The sequence below is a fragment of the Methanolobus bombayensis genome (genome assembly GCF_017873415.1).
Lineage (GTDB): Archaea > Halobacteriota > Methanosarcinia > Methanosarcinales > Methanosarcinaceae > Methanolobus > Methanolobus bombayensis.
In genome coordinates this window covers 100,204-117,406 of sequence record NZ_JAGGKD010000005.1, presented here as the reverse complement: position 1 = coordinate 117,406, position 17,203 = coordinate 100,204, and the positions used below count along the sequence as shown (strand labels likewise).

Annotated in this window: 14 protein-coding genes and 1 tRNA gene; 4 read left to right on the top strand and 11 right to left on the bottom strand. The window is 42.1% G+C overall.

Translation table 11 applies throughout. The annotated features are described in order from the left end of the window. Nucleotides 1-8 precede the first annotated feature (8 nt). The 8 genes from J2746_RS14965 to J2746_RS07665 form a co-directional block, all read right to left on the bottom strand. Nucleotides 9-1,196 carry a restriction endonuclease subunit S gene (locus J2746_RS14965; protein ID WP_342451818.1) on the bottom strand — a complete coding sequence of 396 codons (1,188 nt, stop codon included), beginning with the start codon at nt 1,194-1,196 and terminating at the stop codon, nt 9-11. Beyond that, nucleotides 1,193-2,077, bottom strand: coding sequence for an ORF6N domain-containing protein (locus J2746_RS07695; protein WP_209618688.1), 885 nt, complete (start codon nt 2,075-2,077; stop codon nt 1,193-1,195). The genes J2746_RS14965 and J2746_RS07695 overlap by 4 nt, the downstream gene beginning before the upstream one ends. After that, nucleotides 2,074-3,591, bottom strand: coding sequence for a type I restriction-modification system subunit M (locus J2746_RS07690; protein WP_209618685.1), 1,518 nt, complete (start codon nt 3,589-3,591; stop codon nt 2,074-2,076). Before J2746_RS07690 ends, J2746_RS07695 begins: the two co-directional genes overlap by 4 nt. A gap of 312 nt (nt 3,592-3,903) precedes the next feature. Then, nucleotides 3,904-3,991, bottom strand: a tRNA-Leu gene (locus J2746_RS07685). An 83-nt stretch (nt 3,992-4,074) separates the two neighbouring features. Then, entirely contained in the window at nt 4,075-4,980 is a 906-nt protein-coding gene (argF, locus tag J2746_RS07680) for an ornithine carbamoyltransferase (RefSeq protein ID WP_209618682.1), read from the bottom strand. A 31-nt stretch (nt 4,981-5,011) separates the two neighbouring features. Then, nucleotides 5,012-6,316 carry a phosphoribosylamine--glycine ligase gene (gene purD / locus J2746_RS07675; protein WP_209618680.1) on the bottom strand — a complete coding sequence of 435 codons (1,305 nt, stop codon included), beginning with the start codon at nt 6,314-6,316 and terminating at the stop codon, nt 5,012-5,014. 199 nt (nt 6,317-6,515) lie between these two features. Beyond that, complete coding sequence (gene pyrE / locus J2746_RS07670) at nt 6,516-7,049, bottom strand: orotate phosphoribosyltransferase (RefSeq protein ID WP_209618678.1); 534 nt, start codon at nt 7,047-7,049, stop codon at nt 6,516-6,518. Between the two features lie 58 nt (nt 7,050-7,107). Then, entirely contained in the window at nt 7,108-7,656 is a 549-nt protein-coding gene (locus J2746_RS07665; RefSeq protein ID WP_342451824.1) for a CDP-2,3-bis-(O-geranylgeranyl)-sn-glycerol synthase, read from the bottom strand. A gap of 137 nt (nt 7,657-7,793) precedes the next feature. Here J2746_RS07665 and J2746_RS07660 point away from each other — a divergent pair, with 137 nt between their 5' ends. After that, complete coding sequence (locus J2746_RS07660) at nt 7,794-8,852, top strand: cytochrome c-type biogenesis CcmF C-terminal domain-containing protein (protein WP_209618675.1); 1,059 nt, start codon at nt 7,794-7,796, stop codon at nt 8,850-8,852. Between the two features lie 4 nt (nt 8,853-8,856). Beyond that, nucleotides 8,857-9,918 carry a cytochrome c biogenesis protein CcsA gene (gene ccsA, locus J2746_RS07655; protein WP_209618672.1) on the top strand — a complete coding sequence of 354 codons (1,062 nt, stop codon included), beginning with the start codon at nt 8,857-8,859 and terminating at the stop codon, nt 9,916-9,918. Nucleotides 9,919-9,977: 59 nt separating this feature from the next. Here the strand turns inward: ccsA and J2746_RS07650 are convergent, their stop codons facing one another. From J2746_RS07650 to xseA, 3 genes are read right to left on the bottom strand one after another with little or no spacing between them, the layout of a single operon-like run. Beyond that, nucleotides 9,978-10,757: a methyltransferase domain-containing protein gene (locus tag J2746_RS07650; protein ID WP_209618669.1), complete on the bottom strand. Its 780-nt coding sequence runs from the start codon at nt 10,755-10,757 to the stop codon at nt 9,978-9,980. A 27-nt stretch (nt 10,758-10,784) separates the two neighbouring features. Beyond that, complete coding sequence (locus J2746_RS07645; protein WP_245250042.1) at nt 10,785-11,090, bottom strand: exodeoxyribonuclease VII small subunit; 306 nt, start codon at nt 11,088-11,090, stop codon at nt 10,785-10,787. Between the two features lie 5 nt (nt 11,091-11,095). Beyond that, the gene (xseA, locus tag J2746_RS07640; RefSeq protein WP_209618665.1) at nt 11,096-12,319 is read right to left on the bottom strand and encodes an exodeoxyribonuclease VII large subunit; all 1,224 of its coding nucleotides are present in this window, start codon (nt 12,317-12,319) and stop codon (nt 11,096-11,098) included. A gap of 221 nt (nt 12,320-12,540) precedes the next feature. Between xseA and J2746_RS07635 the strand changes: the two genes are divergently transcribed. Together J2746_RS07635 and J2746_RS07630 are read left to right on the top strand one after the other, a co-directional pair. Further along, nucleotides 12,541-15,204, top strand: a complete 2,664-nt coding sequence (locus tag J2746_RS07635) for an ATPase, T2SS/T4P/T4SS family (protein WP_342451817.1) — start codon at nt 12,541-12,543, stop codon at nt 15,202-15,204. A 61-nt stretch (nt 15,205-15,265) separates the two neighbouring features. Further along, nucleotides 15,266-17,131 (top strand): hypothetical protein, encoded by a 1,866-nt coding sequence (locus J2746_RS07630; RefSeq protein WP_245250041.1) that lies wholly within the window; start codon nt 15,266-15,268, stop codon nt 17,129-17,131. Nucleotides 17,132-17,203: the final 72 nt, after the last annotated feature.

Here is a 17,203-nt window from a genome sequence, read left to right as displayed (position 1 = left end):
ACTCATCCTTAAAATTCCATCCTCACTTTACCACTCATCAGTTTAGGCAGCAGCGTATCCCGCAGTTTTTCGAGGGTGTGGATTTGCTTTGTATTTTCTCTTAATTTATCTATAAATGGTGAGCAAAATTGATTGAACTTCTTTAATCTATCTAAAGGTGCAATTCTGATTTCTGTAGACAAAGCGAGGTCTCTATTTAAACCAGGAACTGCTGAATCTGAATTCATTTCTTCAAAATTGAGTGTTTTTAATAAGAAGTACTCATATAACAATCCAGCAGATTCAACTTTAGATTTAACATAGTATGTGGTGTCGATCGGGAAAAAGTTATTCCACAAGTAAATAACTTTCCCAAGAGTGCCTTTTCTTCCAATGACAATTCCAGGGCCTTCAACCAAGAATTCTGAGTGATAACCAACAACACCACTTGAACCAATTACTGGATAGCCTGTACCTGTTCTTATTTCCTTTTTCAAACCTTTACCATAAATAAGCTCAATAACATCACCCAGTGTGCCTTCCTCCCACTCCTCATCCACTTCCTCCACAAACCACTGCCTGAAAAGAGTTTCCGCCATCGTTTCAAGAGTCTTGTTCTGGCGGTGGAGTAAGTCAATCTTGTCGTCGAGGCTGGAAAGGACTGAGGCGATGGCACGTTGTTCGGGGAGAGGGGGAATTGGAACAGGGAGGGATTTAAGCACAGTTAAATTAATCAATGGAATTGTTGAGCCAGTATTACAATTTTCAATCCATCTTTGCATGAAATTCGATGCAAACCAATAATAAGCGAAAATCGGAAGCATCTTTGAAGAATCAACTGTAGCTCTGAGTTGTTTGTTAGAAATAATATAAGTTTCATATTTTTGTCTATGTCCAATTATCCCCACTTGACCAATAGTGCCTGCCGCAGTGAAAACCAAATCATCGACTTTTGCCCATGTATTTAGTTCCTCCGCTTTCTCTTCAGTCACATAAACAAATTCATTATCAATAAACGGCTGACCAATATCCAAAGAAAGATTGTTACCTCTTATTACTGGCACACCTTCGTCTACAAAATATTTCCTGCTTATATTGGAACCAAATGGCCCTGAAATAATTGATTTTTTGTCTCTCGAAGCAATATCTAATAAACAACCATAATTCCATTCAGATGGAATACGGCCAATTTCAGTTTCCTTCCACTCACCCGTCACTTCATCCCCTCCAGTCTTGTGAGCATCTCAACTGCTTCGAAATCCATTTTTGAGAAGGCGAACCATTTCTTACCGAGGTCTTTCAGGGAAGCACCGAAATGGTAGACTGTTTTGTCGTCGATAATCATAAAACGATCATGGGAATTTTTGAACTTCCTGATCTCAATAGGTGGATATTGGGAATTGAACTTCTTCAGGTCCAGTGCCAGTTGTTTTGATATAGTCTTTGTGAAAATAGTAACATCCACACCATCGTTTCTTTTTGTGAGGTGGGTCAGGACAGTATCGTCCACATAGTTATCAATGATTATAATTGATGTTCGGGCTGTTCTAATTAAGTCTGCTACGAAATTGTAGGCATCGAATATCTGACCCTCAAAGAAAATACCCTGTTTTGGCTGGATTTCCTTACTCTCAATAGCATTCAGGACATGATTGATCTTCTTATCTGTTTCAAGTTGCTTTATTTCAAGCGTATCAAGTCTCTGGAAGATATGTGCATTTGAACTGATGAAGCGTCGCATTGACACAAAAGCATTTATTATCCTGATACTTACTTTAATGGCAGTTTCGCTTCTTAAAACCGCTGAAAGCATAGAGATACCCTGTTCAGTAAAAGCATACGGAGGCCTTCTTAACCCCATCCTGTCCTCATTGGACATCACAATCTGTGATTTCCAATTCGAAAATTCTTCATCATTAAGCTGAAAGCAATATTCCTCGGGAAAACGCTCACTATTTCGTTTCACAGCCTGATTGAGTACCCTAGTCTCTACATCATAAAGTGATGCAAGGTCACGGTCGATCATTACCTGAACACCACGAATGGTATATATCCTGCTTCGAATCTCTTCTGGTATTATCAGGTCATTTCCACTCATACCAGCTTCACCTTTTTCAGATTCTCGGCAATCAACGCATTAAGTCTCTCTTCCTCTTTCAACTGCTCCTCAAACTCGGCTTTCAGGGCGGTGAACCGGTCATTGAAATCAAAATCGTCCTCATCGTCCGGCAATCCCACATAGCGCCCCGGAGTCAGCACATAGTCCAGTTCGCGCACCCGCTCAATCGGGGCGGAATTGCAGAATCCTTTCACGTCTTCGTAATCCCCTTCAGGATTTCGCCAGTTATGATAGGTGCTCGCAATCTCCTGTATATCTTCAGATGAGAACTCCCGGGTTCTGCGGTTTATCAGGTGTCCCATGTTCCGTGCATCAATGAACAGGATCTCATCTGTCCTGTTTCGGTACCCACCATTGGCCTTGTTCCTGCTCAAAAACCAGAGACTTGCCGGAATCTGGGTGTTCAGGAACAGTTTTGGAGGAAGGTTCACAATACAGTCCACCAGACGTGCTTCTACAAGCTCTTTTCTGATATCTCCCTCACCCGAAGATTTGGATGTAAGGGAACCCTTAGCCAGAACAAATCCCGCCTGACCGCTCGGGCCTAAATGATAAAGGAAATGCTGTATCCAGGCATAATTTGCATTCCCGGCCGGCGGAACACCATACTTCCACCTTCCGTCCTTACGTAACAGATCACCGCTCCAGTCACTGTCATTAAACGGCGGGTTGGCTATCACATAATCCGCCTTCAGGTCTTTGTGAGCATCATTGAGGAAAGAGCCTTCATTGTTCCACTTGACCTGAGAACTATCAATGCCTCTTATGGCAAGGTTCATCTTTGCCAGCCGCCACGTTGTCTGGTTGCTCTCCTGCCCATAAATAGAGATATCGTTCAGCTTCCCCTGATGGTCGGCAACGAACTTCTCCGACTGCACGAACATGCCGCCTGAACCGCAACAAGGGTCAAAAACACGACCATTGTATGGTTCAAGCATCTCGACCAGTAATTCAACAACACTTCTTGGAGTGTAGAACTGTCCACCTTTCTTTCCTTCTGCAAGGGCAAACTCACCAAGGAAATACTCAAAAACATGACCCAGAACATCGGCACTTCTGCTTTTTGCATCCCCCAGAGCAATATTGCTCACAAGATCGATCAGACCTCCAAGATTAGCAGGGTCGAGATTGCCTCTGGCATAAACTTTCGGCAAAACCCCACGAAGCAAAGGATTCTCTTTTTCAATTACATCCATTGCATTGTCAACAGCCTTACCAATCTCCGGTTTTTTGGCTTCTGCTTTTAAGTATGACCAGCGTGCAATTACAGGTACAAAGAAAACGTTCTCGGCTTTGTACTCGTCCCTGTCCTCAGGATCAGCACCGGCATACTCCCCTTCCCCTTTATCCAGTTTATCATATAACTCATCAAAGGCATCCGAAATATATCTCAGGAAAATCAGGCCAAGAACTATATGCTTATACTCTGCAGCATCAATATTTTTCCGAAGCTTATCAGCCGCTTTCCACAATTGTTTTTCGATATCACTCATAATTAATGCCTCCTAATATCTAGATTATTAATAAATTTAACAACTAAATAAAACCCATACATCCCACTTCGAATATCTTTTTTGTAATCTAACCTCAAATTAAGGTATTGAAGATTTACCAGATTTATATCTACAAAACATAAAATTTGCTGATTTCAACCCAAATTTTAGTTAGTCTTGCTAATATACCTTAGAGACGCGTATGAACATACAAATCTATATTATAGTGTTAAATGTAAAATCAATATAAAGTATTTACTAAAAAGTATGGGAAAACAGAAAAACATTACATTGAAACAACTAAAACTAATCTGGTGCGGGAGATGCGATTCGAACGCATGAACTCCTACGAGACTAGGCTCTGAACCTAGCGCCTTTGGCCAGGCTGGGCAACTCCCGCAATGTGAACGTTGGTTAGTAGCGCTTTTTCTAGTTAAACTTTGTGTTTGGAAAGTTAAAAAAGGTTTGGTGAAAACGGTGGCATTATGCCATCATTTTCATAAGAAGAGCTTTCTGGGCGTGCAGGCGGTTCTCTGCCTGGTCGAATACAACTGAATGGGGACCATCCATAACCTCTGCGCTGATCTCTTCACCGCGGTGTGCAGGGAGACAGTGCATTACGATGACATCAGGTTTAGCCTGTTCCACCAGTTCATCATTGATCTGGTATGGTGCGAGGTCCTTCAAACGCTTCTCGCGCTCATCCTCATCGCCCATTGAAACCCATACGTCGGCATAAAGAATATCTGCATCCTTTGCAGCTTCAGACGGATCATTGGTGATTGTGATATCTCCTCCAAGTTGCCTTGCAAGCTCAACAACATCCTCATCCGGCTCATATCCGGGAGGACATGCAACTGCCATCTCCATATCCATGAGTGCGCAGCCGATAATAGCTGAATTACAAACATTGTTTCCGTCGCCAACCCATGTATATTTAAGGCCTGCGAGCCTGTTCTTATACTCGCGGATAGTGAGCAGGTCAGCAAGTATCTGACATGGATGCTCCTTATCCGAAAGTGCATTGATAACCGGAATAGAGGAATTCTCTGCCAGTTGTTTCACCGTTTCATGGCTGTAGACCCTTGCAATGATGCCATAGAGGTATCTGGAAAGAACCTCGGAAGTGTCACCAACCGTCTCACCTCTGCCAAGCTGCATATCCCTGGCGTTAAGATAAAGAGCATGCCCTCCAAGGTCGCACATAGCAACCTCAAAAGACACACGGGTACGTGTAGATGACTTTTCGAAGATCATACCGAGACTCTTATTCTTCAGCAGGTCCGTGACCTTTCCCCTCAGGCGTTTCTCCTTAAGGTCCTCCGCCATGTCGAGTATCTCAACAATCTCATCATGAGTCAGGTCTGCCATTGAAATCAGGTGCTTCATACTTAAACCCTCACTATATAACTAATTAATACTACTGCCCGCGTATTTTATTCATATGGTCAATACGCCTCTGGATAAGGAATGACTTACCGATATCACTTCTGTAATGAAGATCACCGGAAATATTTTCCAGAGCATTCTGGGCTATCTCTTCTGCTTCTTCGATTGAATCAGCAACGCCCACAACAGCAACAGCCCTTGAACCTGTGGTGTACACTTTTCCATCTTTTTCGTAAACGCTTGAATAGAAAAGAATTGCATCACCAATGTCACCTACAGTAACTTCCCTGTCCTTTGTAGGATCATCAGGGTAACCTGCAGGAACAGCATACTTGCACACTGTTGCCTTGCTGCTGAACTTCACATCGATCTTATCAAGTGTACCGCTTGCCATTGCAGCCAGCACATCAACATAGTCAGACTCAAGCAGAGGCAGTACATTCATCGCCTCAGGGTCACCGAAACGTGCATTGAACTCAATGACCTTCGGACCGTCCTTTGTGATCATGAACTGACCGTAGAGCGTACCTTTATACTCCTGGCCTGTCTCCTTGTAAAGTGCTTTGATAGTGTCGTTCATTATCTGCTTTGAACTTTCAACATCCTCAGCAGTCAGGAATGGAAGGATCTCACCTGCTGCATTATATGAGCCCATTCCACCGGTGTTTGGTCCCAGGTCATTCTCAAATGCCCTCTTGTGATCCTGGACCGTCGGCATAAATGCAAGATTCTTTCCGTCAACAAAAGCCTGGAGTGTGAACTCCTCGCCAACGAGGTTTTCCTCAACAACAACGCTTCCCATATCAAGCAGACTTGCAGCATACTTTTTTGCAGCCTTTAGGTTAGGTAACTGGTCACCCATTACCTTGACACCCTTACCACCTGTAAGACCGGCAGGCTTGATAGCAACATTTCCAAGCTCATCGATAAAAGCATCCATTGCATCCTTGTCTGTGAACACATCAAAAATCGGACAACCTGCAATATTGTTTTTCCTCATGAAGTTACGTGCCCATGCCTTATCGAATTCAAGCTGTGCAACCTTCTGCTTAGGACTTGCAACACTGATACCTTCTGCTTCAAGGGCATCTGCAAGACCCACTGAAAGAGGTGCTTCCGGACCAACTACAACAAGTTCGATATTCTTAGAAACAGCATATTCGACAACTTTCTCAACGTTTGTCTCTTTCTCAAGGAGGAAATCCTCACAAAGAGCAGCAATGCCAGGGTTCTTTTTTGACATCACCGCATAGATGGACGGGTCTTGCCTGCTACGTTCAATTGCTGCCACAATAGCATGCTCTCTTCCGCCGCCACCAACTACTAGTATATTCATATATTAAACCTCATTATCAAAATTTGTCAGAAAAATCTTATCAGATTGTCAATGTAATACATTGGTATTCGATTGATTCGAGATATTTTTTTGTTATAAGTAGGAATTAGAATACCAGAGAGTTCTAATTCCTGAAATAAATAACTTGTCTTTTGTCCGAATGTGCTGATCACATTCTGATGATATTTCAAATAACACCTCAGATGAGATCACTTGCCCTTACAAGAGGCACAAGTTTAACACCAATATCACTCAGGCTCTTTTCTGCTCCGGACTCGCGGTCAACAACAGTGATAACCCTGTCAACAACAGCTCCTGCTTCACGAATTGCCACAATGGCATCCTTTACAGAACCACCGCTGGTAGTCACATCCTCAAGAAGCAATATCTTTGAACCTTCCTGGAAATCTCCAACAAAGCGTCCACCGGTACCATACTCTTTCTCAGACTTACGAATGAGGATCAGAGGAAGATCCGTCTCCATTGAAACTGCCGTTGCAAGTGGCACACCACCAAGAACAACGCCGCCAACAGCAGAGAGATCCATGCCCTTTATGAGCCTTCCTGCTTCCTTTGCTATAACCTTCAAGGTCTTAGGATCAGTACTTGCCTTCTTGATATCAATATAATAACTGCTCTTCTTACCGGAAGCAAGTGTGAAATCTCCGAATTTTACCGCACCACATTCCTTTAACGCATCAATTAATTTAAGTTTGCCATTCCCTTCAGACATAAGATCACCGATTATTGCTAAATAGATTATTTGTTTGATAAATGTTAAATTCTTTTAGTTACCAGGGTTCGTTCTTTACCCCGATGAAGTAACCAATAACGTTCGTCACAAAATGCAGCAAGGGTGTTACAATGAGCACAGTAAGGACAATACTGAAAGTGAAGTTGCTCAGAAACCAGGCAGGTGAAGCAAGAAATGTCAGAAGCCATGCACCCATGACAAAATCAAGCTGGTCAACACCAGGAAGAGGAGCTCCTCTCTTATATCCGATCCTGCGTTTTACAAAACTCATGGACATATCACCCATAAGCGAACCGAATGCAAGGGTGAATATCACAATCAGGGCACCTGCACCATCTCCAAAGGATGGTAATTCAACACCAAATATACTGTTGCTCCTGCTAAGATAATACATCTGCAACAAGCCCACCAACATTCCGCAAGCCGTTCCTGCAATAAGACCTCGGTATGTCTTTCCATCCCCAAGCATGCGACGTCCATCAGACATAGTTATGCCACCATCTATAGGACGGCCACCGCCAAAAACAGCAGCCATGGAGTTTGGAAGATAAGCAGGAAGCATGAGCCAGACAGCAGTGATGATTATCTCTATCAAGTAACAACCCTCGTTGAAAACTCTTTTTTTGCAATTTCCGTTTGCAATAACTTATTTAATATATCGAAGTACAACGGATAAAATAGCTCTAACTATAAATACGTTGTACACATAAAATTTCCCGCAAGATGAAAAACAAAATACCAAACCTGACAACAAGTAATAACATGCTTGCAGCCGTTGTCACTTTTCTCTTACTGGCAACTATAATCACAATGGGAATGCTAACTCCCCTGATCGCAAAGCTCGCAAACGGAGTGGACCTCAGTCTTGAACCGGCATATTTTAACAACAGGTCTGCAATCCCTGTTGCTGCACTGGTCCTGCTTCTAAGCACATGCATGCTCACAGGCTATGCAGATAAGAAATATATCATTCCTGTAGTAACAGCTTCAGCTTTGCTTTCCATTATTTTTGCAGTGCTATCACCATTTGGAAACACTCCTATCGATATTTCCCTACCAATACTAATAGTAGCCCTTATGGCAACCTTTTACCGCATATACAAAATGGTATCAGGTAAACAGAATGCTGCAACTAAAGAAAAGATCCGTAAGATCAGCGCACATGTAATCCATTTAGGGATACTGATGATCCTGCTTGGAATTGTACTCAGCTCCAACATGAAAATGGAAAGTTCCGGAGTACTCAGCTCAGAGTCCGGAGAAATCATAAGCTTTGCTGGACAACATTATCAGCTTAAAGTTACTAGTATGAACTCATACTACAGCGGAGAGGCTTTCAGGAACTATCCAGCATCATCATACACCACAGAAGTTATTTTTGACATTTACAAAGATGGCAGCTATTTCAAGAGTGGGAAGGTGGACTACATAACCGATTTCAAATGGGGACAGACCTACACAACCACTTACATAAACCGCGGGCTCACAGAGGAGCTTTTCATAGCTCCAAGAGCAATTGATGAATCTGCCGGTGAAATCGATCTTTACATGAGAACCGTTCCATACATAAACAGTCTATGGGGAGGTATCTACCTTATGATAATAGGTATCGTTGCCCTGCTTGTGACTGACCGCAGGAACAAAGAAAAAGCAATTTATCCTAACATTGTCGCATCAGAAAGAATAAATCCAGCTACCACGGAAAATGAAGAAAAATACAACCGTATGCTTCAGCAGGAAATAGAGAAGCGTAAATCAAAAAGGATGAAGGGAAAGAGGTGATATTTTGAATTTTGGAATGATACTTATATGGATAGCCTTCATCTGCGGATTGGGAACGATATTTGCTTCAATTCGATATTATATCGGTTCTGATCAGAGGTCAGGACTACTGACAAAAAAGCTGGAAATTCTCTGCACACTTGCTGTCACTCTCTCGTCCATTATCCTCATAATACATCTGCTGAGTGTTAACGCATCCTATGAATATGTGTATAATCACTCAAGCACCGACCTCTCATGGTTCTACCGCATATCTGCATTCTGGGCAGGCCAGCAGGGTTCACTCCTGCTATGGGCATGGGCAATACTTGCAATACTTATGTTCGTGCGTTACACAGGGCACACAAAGCAATTTGCCGAATCAAAGTTGATGAACATTACCACAATGGTAACTATGGCAATTGTATCTGTATTCCTGATATTACTTGTAATTGACAACCCGTTTTCAGCATTCAGGATCCTTCCCTCAGGATCCATTGAACCAACAAACTGGAACCCATTTGCTACACTCTATGATGTACCCTACGGCCAGGGAATGAACCCTCTCCTGAGAAACCCATGGATGGCTGTCCATCCGCCAATGCTTTTTCTGGGATATGCAGCATTCACCATTCCATTTGCTGCTGCCATATCCAACCTTATCACAAAAGACAGCCGTTGGACACTGATATCAAGAGACTGGATGAGAATTGCATGGCTATTCCTCACGCTTGGAATAGGTCTTGGGGGTTTCTGGGCATATGAAGTACTTGGATGGGGAGCATGGTACTGGACATGGGACCCTGTGGAAACATCTTCTCTTATACCATGGATAACTGCCACAGCATATCTTCATGCACAATCGCGCTCAAGATATGGAGAATATGAATTTCTGGCACCATTACTTGCAGTTGCATCTTTCATACTTGTTATATTTGCAACCTTTGTCACAAGAAGTGGTATCTGGGCTTCTGTGCACTCATGGCAGGATTTCACAACTGAAGGACTGATCATAGCCATTTTCCTTGTAATTCTTACAGGAAGCAGCGTATTCCTTCTGGGTAAGAGATACCTGGAAGAGAACTAAAAGAGGAAAATCGAAAACAAAAAATAAATTCGGACAATGTTATCACGGCATTTGCCATTCTATTTTTTTATTGCATATACATTCAGACGCCTGAAGTACTCAAAATAGGCTCCATCTTCCTGTGCAGCGATCTTTTTTGCTTCCCTGATAACATAATCTCTGAAAAACAGCGCCCTGTCTCCCGGGAGATGAGAAATAAAAGGAACAAGGCATGGCTGGTCTATCCACCCTATATAGGATTCCTCATCAGGGAAGTTGCAGTCAGCGTTCTCGATCCACACACGGAAATCCTGAAAACCAGACTCAATAAGCAATTTATTATATTCTCCAACACCTGGCATATACCACGGCCACTCAAATGAAGTGAAATCATCTTTGAATTCCGGAGAGAACATTGCATCCTGAAGAACCGAAGCAAGATTCAGACAGTTACCTTCGCCTGCAAACTGTATTCTCATGATAGCATTACTTTTCATTGATCTGTAGACTTGTCTCAGAGCCAGAGAATGATCTTTCACCCAGTGAAGAGCAGCGTTGGAAAACACAACATCAAATGCTTCTTCGAAATTCAGCTTAGTAATATCACAAAGCAAAAACTCCATGTTGTTTTTTTTGTGCTTCTCTGCCTGTTCAATCATGGAAGAAGAACTATCAACACCTATTATCTTGCCATGCGGGACTTTTTCTGCAAGTTTTGCACTTAGAAGACCATTGCCACAACCAAGGTCAAGAATGTTGTCATTATCATTCAGGCCAAGCTCATCTATTACTTTGCTGCCCCATTCCTGTTGTGGTGCTGAGAACTTTTCGTACTTCTCACCGTCGAATCCCTTTTTCACAGAACTGCACCTCGGTCCGGGATGATTTTATTCTTCAATAAAAGTTTCAGTCTTTAGATTGCCATTCTCTTCGATCAGTATTTCAATCTTCCTTTCAGCTTTTGAAAGTTTCTGGTTGCATATCCTGGCAAGTTTCATGCCACGCTCAAATAGTTCAAGACTCTCATCAAGGGTCAATTGCCCTCTTTCAAGCATCTCAACCAGAGATTCAAGTTCTTCAAGGGATTCTTCAAAACTCACATTTTCTGAATCTTCTGAATTATTCATAAGATCACTCATCTGGCGCTTACCAACATCTGCGTTTTCGTCAGAACTTTCTCTAGTTCCTGCCATTAAACTCAGCTCCTCCTTTCAACTTTATTTTTCTTCTCAGACTTTGCACCCGTTACTTTGCACTCAAGAGTACCATCTATTAACCTGACATCAATCAGCTCGTCGATTTCCACTTCATTAACGCTTCTGATCACAGAATGATTCTCACTTTTCAGAACAATACTATATCCTCGTTCGAGAGTGTTCAAAGGGCTTACAGCATTCAATCTCCCTGCAAGTCCACCAAGTAAAGCATGTCTGGATTCCATTGTTCTTCCGAAAACCATCTCCATACGAGAACTCAGCTCGTCGACCCTCTGCATATCATGCCGTATGAACTCAGCAAATCTTTCCGGTTCTATGCGTGAATAAAGAAACTCAATATGATGCCGCCTGTCAGCAATAAGATGAATTGCAGCCTGCTCCATACGCGATGACATAGATTCTACATGTTTTTTGAGACCGGTCTTTTCAGGAACAGCGATTTCGGCTGCAGCTGATGGTGTTGGAGCCCGCACATCCGCCACAAAATCAGAAATAGTATAATCAGTTTCATGCCCCACTGCTGAGATCACGGGAATCTCTGAACCAAATATAGCCCTTGCAACAACCTCTTCATTAAATGACCAAAGGTCTTCAAGAGAACCGCCGCCCCTTCCCAGAATAATCACATCTACACAGGCCTGGTTTAGATATTCAAGAGCCTTTATGATGCTATCTGCGGATTTTTCACCCTGGACTATTGCCGGACTTAGCAGGACGTCCACGGGGAACCTGCGCTTAAGAACGTGGAGAATATCGTGAATTGCTGCACCCGTGGGTGATGTGACCACGCCGATCTTTGAAGGATATTGTGGAATCTTTTTCTTATATATCACATCGAAAAGGCCTTCTTCCTGTAACCTGTTCCTGAGCTGCTCGTATGCTTTGTAAAGCTCGCCGATACCATCAGGGCGCATGTCAAGAACTCTTAGTTGATACTGTCCCCGGACAGTGTAAACATCAACAGTTCCGAAAACCAAAACTTTCATTGATGATTCAGGTTCGAATTTCAGGGTCCTGTTGGTCATCCTGAAGCTCACACAGCTAATTTGGGCATTTCCATCCTTCAACGTGAAATAATAATGGCCGGAGCTATGTTTGGTCAGGTTCGATATCTCACCGCGCACCCATACATGCGATAATTGGGGGTCGCTTGTAAGAACCTGTTTTATGTGCTCATTTAGCTGTGATACGGTGTATATACCCATGTGAACCTCTGGCCTTTAATAAGGGAATATGTTTCGGGAGTATAAAACCCAGTAGTAAGTGATGTGAAAGTATTGTATTAACTCTTGTTGTTGATATTTTTCTTATGTAGTCGATTCATCTAAAAAATAAGTTCTAAAATAAGTAAATACTTGAAATTAAATATAGAAATCTTTTAATAGATTGGTTTTTCATTTGAAAAAACTTCATGGGTGGTAAAAACGTGGTATTGAGAAAAACAAAAACGACCTGCATAACGAATAGTGTCAGAGACAATAATTCTGATTCGATCGCAGAACTCGTGCACCATTCGCAGATGCAAATGATAATGGCTGAAGAAGAAATGGTACTTTTAGGCATTCCCCTTGAAAATGATCAGAAGAACAGTAAAACAAAAAAAATTGTGCACAAACTAATTTCGAAATTCAGCCTTCTGAACAGGGAGAAAGAGGAACAGGATGAACTCTGCTCTTACAAATCAAAGGTTTCCAGAAGTAGCAGGACCATTACAATAGATTGCAATGAATGTGAACATGAATCCAGCCTGGAGAGTGAGCATTGTAGAAAGAACATTTTTGAGATATTGAAGAAAGAGCCTGCTGTTGATAGATTGACTCTTGCAAAACTCTATGAAAGAGATTACGAAGGCAGGTCACTGAACGCAATATACCTGATGGCAGGCTTGCAGGACAAATTTATTCCGTACAAAAATATCAGCTTCATAACTGACAACTGCGAGAATTCCGGTCTTTGTAAGAAAGAACATACAAAAATCATGGATCTTATTGTTTCTGGTGCCGGAAATGATCCATTAAAATCCTGTTATGATGTTAAAAAACTGATAGAATACAACGAAAAAAAGGAAAAACACTTTGATATCAGGGATGAGTGTTCTCACTGCAGACAGAGATTTCTCAACACCTTGCTTGAAATGAAGACAATATCTGAAAGAATCACCAGTTGTATAGGAAACAGAACGGGTACATGCCACTATACAGATTCTGTTAGCAGATGTGATCAGGAATATGCAGCAGAGTATGAAAGACAGTTGCGCTCCTATGTAAGACCACCATTTTCAACTTCCAGAATATATGCAGAACCTCCTGACAATACACTATTTCTTGAATGTTACGAAATCAGTTATCAGGATGAAAGACACCTGCCCGTCAACATCTACCAGTTGACAGACCGCCCTGAGAAGATGTACATCATCAACCCGATAGAATATTCTCTTGAAGAAAAAGAGCTGAAACTTATAGAGAGGATCAGGAAGAAGATGATAGCTCACAGACCTGCAGACCTCCAGTTTGCAGATTCCGGAAATTCCAGAGATTATTTTCAAAGACTCAGCAAGAAGTTCCTGTTTGAAGAAAATAATGCAGAAGAGATTACATCAGACCCTGCAAAGATAAAACTCTACTGTGACCTTCTCACAAAATATACAACTGGACTTGGAATTCTTGAAGACATCCTATCTGATGAACGCGTAACCGATGTCTATGTGAATGCACCTGCCGACCAGAATCCTGTTCATGTGGTACTTGGCGGCGAGGAATGTGTTTCCAATATCTATCTTTCGCAGGAAGATATGGAATCTATGGTATCAAGGCTGCGTTCGATAAGTGGAAGACCTTTCGGCGAAGCTACTCCGGTGCTTGAAATGTTTCTGAGAGAGTATGGAGTGAGAGTCTCAGTAATTGGTGACCCGCTAAGTGCAAAGGGAATTGCCTATGCTTTCAGGAAACATGCAAAAGACCCATGGACCTTGCCAAAGCTCATCAACAAAGGTTCAATATCACCACTTACAGCAGGTCTTCTGAGTTTTATTATGGATGGACAGGCATCGGTACTGGTTGCCGGTGGTGTTGGAGCCGGGAAAACTTCACTTATGTCTGCATTGTTGCTGGAAATGCCACAGAAGTACCGGATGATAACAATAGAAGACACTCCCGAGATACCCATTGAAGAGCTTCAGGAAATGGGATGGAAAGTGCAGGGTCTTAATTCACAATCAGCAATTATGAAATACGGTGTGGAGATCGAGCCATCTGTTGCGTTGCGTGCTTCTCTGAGGCTTGGTAGTTCATCACTTATTATGGGCGAGGTCAGGGGACCGGAAGTAGCGGTGCTTTACGAAGCTATGCAGGTTGGTGCGGCAGGGAATTCAGTAATCGGTACAATACATGGCTCTTCAACTGATGCTGTTTATGAGAGAATAGTAAATACGCTGGAAGTCCCTCCTGCATCGTTCAAAGCTACTGATGCTGTTATTGTTTGTGCAAATACCAGACTTTCAGGCAGTATGACAATGAAACGACGTGTCATGCAGGTTGCGGAAGTCAACGAAAAATGGGATGAGAATTCAGGAAAGGTGTTCTCTGATATACTGAGTTACGATGCTTCAACTGACAAACTGGTGTCATCTGATATCATGGACAAAGGACAATCCGTGCTAATCGGAAAAATCGCAGACAAATGGGGAATTTCAATGGATGAGGCTGCCCTTAATATCCGCATGAGAGCTGAAATTAAAGGAAAGATTGCGAAGTTCGGATTGAGGCAGCCTCATCTGCTTGAGGCCAGGAATGTGGCAATTGCTAACAATATGTTCTGGATGCTCATGGACAAAGAAGTCACTGAAACTGATGGTAGCAATTATCAGAGAGTCTATGACAGGTGGTTTGAATGGTTCAGTTCGTTTGCCGGAAGGATCAATGAAAAAGCAGTAGTTTCGGACGAACTCAGTGAGAATGATAGCGAAAGTGGTGTCAAAACTTTTTCGGAAAAAAAGGCTGTACTTTCTGTTGATGATAAAATGCCCGAGGAATCTTATGACCTGATCACAAACGAAGATTACTTCATGGAAGGTGGTCAGGCTGTACAGTAAGAACTGGTACTATCAGGGTTGCAAGTTCACATCTGCAAATTTCAACTGGCTAATTAAAGATATGGAAACATTTAGGAGAAAAGCTACTGATTCGACCAGCGAGGAATACAACAATGCAATGGTCTATACGGGAATGGGGCTCGAGCCATATGAAACAGTTCTGTTTTCCTATGTGGCTTCTGCCTGTGCACTTGTAAGCATACTGCTATTTGATTTTTTCCTTTTCAGGATAACAAGTTTTGAAACCTCGACACTGCAGGCAGTCATAGTTATGAGTCTACTTTTCCCTTTGGGTGTACTGCTTTACACAAGTGAATACATCAAACTCCACGCAAAGTGGATGAAGGTGAGCTCACTTGGGGACATGCCAGAGATAGTCAGCTACCTGGTTATGTCAATGAAACTCGTGCCAAATATGGAAATAGCCATCAGGTTTGCTGCGGAGAATTCAGGGAGACCTCTTGCAAAGGACCTGAAAAAAATGATATGGAACCTGCATGTAAGGGAATATCGCGGAATTGACGATGCTATCCTTGAATTTTCAAATATGTGGGGGAAAGACAGCGAGTATTTCAAAAGGGCACTACATCTAATCAAAAGCTCAACCAGTGAACCTGACGAAGCACAGAGGATAATCACACTTAATAGATCACTTGACCTTGTTCTCGAAAGTACGAAGAATCTCATGGACAGCTTTGCATCAAAGCTTAAAACACCTACATACGTGCTTTATTCGGTTTTTATTCTGATACCTCTGGCACTTGTGGCACTCATGCCTGCAATCACAGTAGTGGGCATAAGATTTGGAATCGGAACACTTGTCATCGTTTACGACGTGATTCTGCCACTTTTCACATTCGCCTATGCAGAATACATACTTATGCAGCGTCCGGCCGCATTCATACCACAGGACATTCCCGAAAACCATCCTGAGCTTGAAGGTATAAGGAAAAGAAAACATGAGGCATTGATATTGTCCTCGATCATAGGTCTTGTGATTTCTTCTCTTGGATACATATTAATTCTCAAAGGAAATCCATGGAATATTGTGTCCACTGAAACACTGGAAGGAATAATTCCGCCCACGCTTTTTGTGATATGGGGAATTGTTTTTGCTGTTGCAATTTACCTGAACATTACTTATGCCCCTTATAAGAAAATTAGAGATGAAATACGGAAAATGGAGAATGAGTTCTCAGATGCCCTTTTCATTCTGGGAAGAAGAATATCTGAAGGTAGGTCCGCAGAAGAGGCATTCATACACACAGCATCCACCATGGAAGGGTCTGATATTTCCAGAGCATTTGAAAGAATATCACTGAACCTGATGAATATGAGAACTGATGTCTATTCTGCAATATTTGATGAGGATTTCGGAGCTTTCAAGGATATTTACTCAGAAAGGATAAAGACAACAATGAAACTGCTGGTGGAAAGTACCCACAAAAGTCATGAGATTGCAGGTGTTGCAATTGTTAAGCTTGCAGACCATTTGAAAGAGCTTCAGGATGTGGAACTCAACATTAAACAATCATTGTATGATATGACATCTACTATGCGTTCCACTGCAGCAGTATTTGCACCACTCATTGCAGGTGTTACCATTGCCCTTTCAGAAGTAATAGCAAAGATCCTCCAGAATATATCCGAAAGCATCAGAAGACTTCCTGATAATTCCATCCCGGGACCTACACAAATTACACCTGAAAATCTGAACCAGTCCATTCCTTCAGATCATTTTATGTTTGCAATAGGGATCTACATCATACTTATCACTGTGATATTGATACGATTCTCAGGTACAATTGAATATGGTGGTGATAAGACACATTTAAGATATGAGATAGGGCAAATACTTCCCATAACAATAATCGTCTTTACTGTATCAACCATATTCTCAAGAATCATTTTCAGAGGAATGATGTGAATTTGATTTTTCAGATTTGAACTAATGGAATCTGCCGCAAGATTAAAGCTCCTTTAACACCTTTTTTATAGA

Bases quoted from the DNA above. Each gene is read 5' to 3' on its own strand.
- J2746_RS07695 (WP_209618688.1), bottom strand. From the start codon at position 2,077: ATGAGTGGAAATGACCTGATAATACCAGAAGAGATTCGAAGCAGGATA.
- J2746_RS07690 (WP_209618685.1), bottom strand. From the start codon at position 3,591: ATGAGTGATATCGAAAAACAATTGTGGAAAGCGGCTGATAAGCTTCGG.
- argF (WP_209618682.1), bottom strand. From the start codon at position 4,980: ATGAAGCACCTGATTTCAATGGCAGACCTGACTCATGATGAGATTGTT.
- purD (WP_209618680.1), bottom strand. From the start codon at position 6,316: ATGAATATACTAGTAGTTGGTGGCGGCGGAAGAGAGCATGCTATTGTG.
- pyrE (WP_209618678.1), bottom strand. From the start codon at position 7,049: ATGTCTGAAGGGAATGGCAAACTTAAATTAATTGATGCGTTAAAGGAA.
- J2746_RS07660 (WP_209618675.1), top strand. From the start codon at position 7,794: ATGAAAAACAAAATACCAAACCTGACAACAAGTAATAACATGCTTGCA.
- J2746_RS07645 (WP_245250042.1), bottom strand. From the start codon at position 11,090: ATGGCAGGAACTAGAGAAAGTTCTGACGAAAACGCAGATGTTGGTAAG.
- xseA (WP_209618665.1), bottom strand. From the start codon at position 12,319: ATGGGTATATACACCGTATCACAGCTAAATGAGCACATAAAACAGGTT.
- J2746_RS07630 (WP_245250041.1), top strand. From the start codon at position 15,266: ATGGAAACATTTAGGAGAAAAGCTACTGATTCGACCAGCGAGGAATAC.